At 36.2% G+C, this 3,249-nt stretch carries 4 protein-coding genes and 1 pseudogene; 4 read left to right on the plus strand and 1 reads right to left on the minus strand.

The features are described from left to right. Positions 1-127 precede the first annotated feature (127 nt). Complete coding sequence (locus V7L31_RS13240; protein WP_334696648.1) at positions 128-412, minus strand: HAD family hydrolase; 285 nt, start codon at positions 410-412, stop codon at positions 128-130. Positions 413-681: 269 nt separating this feature from the next. Here V7L31_RS13240 and V7L31_RS13245 point away from each other — a divergent pair, with 269 nt between their 5' ends. From V7L31_RS13245 to V7L31_RS13260, 4 genes and pseudogenes are all read left to right on the plus strand, one after another. Beyond that, positions 682-1,104 (plus strand): KGK domain-containing protein, encoded by a 423-nt coding sequence (locus V7L31_RS13245; protein ID WP_334696649.1) that lies wholly within the window; start codon positions 682-684, stop codon positions 1,102-1,104. A 181-nt stretch (positions 1,105-1,285) separates the two neighbouring features. Next, positions 1,286-1,855: pseudogene (locus V7L31_RS13250) on the plus strand (HAD family hydrolase); the annotation flags it as partial. Between the two features lie 120 nt (positions 1,856-1,975). Next, a complete protein-coding gene (locus tag V7L31_RS13255; RefSeq protein ID WP_334696651.1) occupies positions 1,976-2,326 on the plus strand; it encodes a DUF952 domain-containing protein in 351 nt (116 codons plus the stop codon). 143 nt (positions 2,327-2,469) lie between these two features. Continuing rightward, positions 2,470-3,120 carry a Uma2 family endonuclease gene (locus V7L31_RS13260; protein WP_334696650.1) on the plus strand — a complete coding sequence of 217 codons (651 nt, stop codon included), beginning with the start codon at positions 2,470-2,472 and terminating at the stop codon, positions 3,118-3,120. The last annotated feature ends 129 nt before the right edge of the window (positions 3,121-3,249 follow it).

The following is a 3,249-nucleotide window of genomic DNA, read 5'->3' on the forward strand; positions in this document are numbered from 1 at the left end:
GGTCACAACTTAAATCTTTTTTACGCAGTTTTGCTCCGACTACAACAGAAATGGTTGATAACTTAATCTCAGTTGCACTAGATTTAATAAATCCTCAACATTTAAGAAACTGGTTTGCTAGTTGCTGCTACTGTACCTCATAATAGCCGCAAGTGCTGTATTTAACAACACTATCTTCTATATTGGAACCAATTAATAATGTCGCGTAGCGCTTAAGTTTCGCATCTGCGTTAGCAACTGCAATAGCATGATTGGCAATCTTGAACATTTTGATGTCATTAATTTGATCGCCAAAAACTACAATCTCACTTTCCTGTAATCCATAATTTTTTACCAGAGTCCGAATGGCTTGGCCTTTTGTCGCTTTGCGGTCATGAATTGTTAACCAATACCATCCTGGAGAGTATCGCAAAGGTGCAAAAGAAAGCTCTGTGTCTGCGCGTAATTTTGTAAAAATCCAGAGGCTCAGATCCCCGATTTCTTGAAGAAGTCGGGGATCTTTTTGTTCGTAACTTATTTAGGAATGTTGTTGAGCGATCGCTTGATAGATGCTCAGATTATTCTTTTGCAAGTTATTTGAGTATTTTCACTAACTTGATCTAAACAAAATTGCAGAATAAGCTAGAAGTAAGCTTAAACTATCAAGCCATTATTTCTCCTCTCTGAATTGACTACACTAATATGAAGAATAAATTCATTACTCTAGACTGTGATGATGTTGTACTTTTGGAGAAAGATACTTTTAAAGTCAGCAGATTAAAGGAATTAGTTCAGGAACAGATTTACAGCAAGTGGGAACGTCATAGTGCTTCTTATTTATACTCAATCCAAAATGCTAACACTCAAATCTCGGAATTTTTCAAGCAACTATCTGTTAGTCAAGAGACTCTCAAAATAGATGAAGTTAAATTAAACTTGGTTATAGATTGTCAGATACTTAAAATTAGTGGTACAGGCTGGCAAAAAGGCAAATTAAAAATTAAAATATATATATCAAATTTCACTACAGATAAATATAGATTATATCTTGAATTTTATCCTGATGAATCTGCTAAATCTGAATCATCTTTAGATGATATTCGTAAAATGATAGAAGCAACATAAATATTATCCTCGATATCACGAAACGCAAATAATGGTAACAAGCAAAAAAATAGGCTGCGATCGCACTGATTGACTCGATTATGAGAGACAATTTATAAAATAGGTCTTAAGTAGGCTGTGTTACAGCTTTAGCCTCTGGATATGAAATTTTTAAGAATAATATTGTAGAGCGATCGCTTGTATGCAGTTAGTAATTTTTGATATTGATGGTACACTGACCAATACCAACAAAATTGATGAAAATTGTTTTGTACGTGCTTTGGCATTGGAATTTGGTATTTTTGGTATAAATACAAACTGGGCTGAATACGCATACACCACGGATTCTGGAATTACCCAGCAAATTTTCCAAGAAAAATTAGAACGTCTTCCTTCAAATGAAGAGTTAGTCAGACTCAAAGCACGTTTTGTTAGTCTACTTCAAGAAGCCTTTATCAACAACCAAGATTTATTCAGCGAAATTTCTGGTTCTGCAAATGTATTAGCTAAATTGCAGTTACAATCTGATTGGCGCATTGCGATCGCAACTGGTGGTTGGCGTGAATCTGCTCAACTAAAACTTCAAAAAGCTAACATCCAAATAGAAGGCATTCCGTTGGCTTCAGCTAATGATGCACTTTCGCGAGAAGATATTATTAAGATAGCTATTATCAAAGCAGAGAATGCTTATCAAGTTGAAAAATTTCAGAAAGTTGTTTTTGTCGGTGATGGTGTTTGGGATGTAAAAGCAGCCTATAAGTTGAATATTGCTTTTATTGGAATAGGTGATAATAAATTAACAAATGTAGGCGCTACCCAAGTAATTAAAGACTTTACAAATTTAGAAGATTTCCCGAAAATATTACAATCCGCAGAAATTCCTAGATTTACTATGAATACTATCCTCCACATTACCAAACGCCAACAATGGGAACAAGCAAAAAATCTCGGTAAATATCGTGCTGATTCGTTAGAGAGTGAAGGTTTTATACATTGCTCAAAATCAACGCAGATACTCAAAGTTGCCAAGAGATTTTTTGATAATCAAAAAGAATTGGTACTACTTTTTATTGATTCGGAAAAAGTACAAGCTGAAATTCGCTATGAACCTGCTGAAATAGGCGAATTATTTCCTCATATTTTTGGGGAGTTAAATATTGATGCTGTGTATCAAGTGATTGATTTTGAAGCTGGGGAAGATGGTTTATTTGAGTTGCCGCAAGAAGTTATAGATTTAGAATAAGGTAGACAAGCTTAAGTTAACTGTATTGGAATTTAAGCGATCGCTTTTTGGCTAGGGCATTTGCTACATCGAATTTGGGAAAATTCCCTTTTCGCTCATGTCAAATTTGAGTAAAAATGAAATTATTTAACAACTAACATCAGATGGTTACTCTTCAACTCAGACAAATTCGAGTTTCACCAGGGCAAAGAATAATACTGGAAAATGTGAGTTGGCAAGTATTTGAAGCAATTCTCAACGAGTTAGGAGAGCATCGCGGGAGTCGAGTAGCATACAGCCAAGGAACGTTAGAAATTATGGCTCCATTACCAGAACATGAGCGATCTAAGGTAATCATCGGAGACTTGGTGAAAGCTTTGCTAGATGAACTCGATCTCAATTGGGAGTCTTTAGGTTCAACTACCTTTAAGCAAAAAGAGATAAGTGCAGGTATTGAACCCGATGATTGTTTTTATATTCAAAACTATAAGCTAATGATTGGCAAAGATAGAATCGACTTAACTGTTGATCCTCCTCCTGATTTGGCGATTGAAATTGATGTCACCTCTAAAACCCAAATTAGTGCCTATGAAGCTTTGAGAGTACCTGAAATCTGGCGATATGAAAGCAAAAAGCTAGAGATTAGCTTACTGCAAGGTGAGCAATATGTAAAGTCTCTCATCAGCCCCACATTTCCTACTTTTTCTATCACGGAACTCATTCCCCAGTTTGTGCAAACGGCGCGAACTACAGGAATGAGTTCAGCACTGAGAGCGTTTCGACAATCGGTAAGAGAACAAATACAAGATAGTTAACGTGAGTTCGATAAACCTCTTTCTGCCTTGAACTTGGTTGAGTCGATGGAGGATATTATTCCCCGCACCTCTCAGTTAAATCTGGGCGTGCGACTTTCGCCGCACCCAGCTTCCGATGTTCTTAGCTTG

Source organism: Nostoc sp., from assembly GCF_036916655.1.
In the GTDB taxonomy this organism is placed as follows: Bacteria; Cyanobacteriota; Cyanobacteriia; order Cyanobacteriales; family Nostocaceae; genus Nostoc.